This window comes from Mesorhizobium sp. M0293 (genome assembly GCF_040321735.1).
GTDB lineage: Bacteria > Pseudomonadota > Alphaproteobacteria > Rhizobiales > Rhizobiaceae > Mesorhizobium.
Window position 1 is genome coordinate 1 of record NZ_JAMYSA010000305.1, and the last position, 786, is coordinate 786.

At 62.7% G+C, this 786-nt stretch carries 1 protein-coding gene; it reads right to left on the minus strand.

Going from position 1 to position 786, the window contains the following annotated elements; all coding sequences use genetic code 11:
* On the minus strand, window positions 1-786 hold a 786-nt coding region (locus NKJ06_RS35600), incomplete at both ends, for an AMP-binding protein (RefSeq protein WP_352812611.1).

Genomic DNA, 786 nt, shown 5'->3' on the forward strand with positions numbered 1-786 from the left:
AGCCGCGGATCTTCACCTGCTCGTCGTTGCGGCCCAAAAACTCCAGATTGCCGTCCGGCAGATAGCGCCCCAGGTCGCCGCTCCGGTACAGCCGGTCGCCCTCCACAAAGGAGCTGGCGATGAACCGCTCGGCCGTCAGCTCGGGCCGGTTGAGGTAGCCGCGCGCAACCCCGGCCCCGCCGATATAGAGCTCGCCCACCGCCCCCAACGGCACCGGCTGACCATGACCGTCCAGAAGATAGACAACCGTATTGCGAATTGGTCGTCCCAGCGGCACCCGTTGCCGGCTATCGAAAACAGCAGGTACCGAATAGCAGAGACTGAAGGTGGTATTCTCTGTCGGGCCATAGCCATTTGAGACCCGCAGCGTCGGATGTCGCTTCTGGCATGCTCTTATGGAAGCCGCGGAGACCTCTTCGCCCCCGACCAGCAGTTGCTGTAGCCGATCAGTACTCCGCTCCTCCCCCACATAGACGTCGAACAATCGGGCAGTCATCCAGGCGATAGTGACGCCTTGGTCTTGGATGGTCTGGGCCAGCGTTGCGGTCGAAAGGTGACGTTCAGGATAGAGCACAATGCTGGCGCCGTTCGCCAAGGCCCCCCAGACCTCGAACGTGGTCGCGTCGAATGTGGGCGAGGATGCGTTGAGAAAGACGTCCCGCGGGGAGATCTCTACGAAATCGTTCCCCGCCACAAGACGCACCACTCCGCGATGCTCGACCATGACGCCCTTGGGCGTCCCGGTGGAGCCCGAGGTGTAGATGATGTAGGCGAGATGGCGGGGGG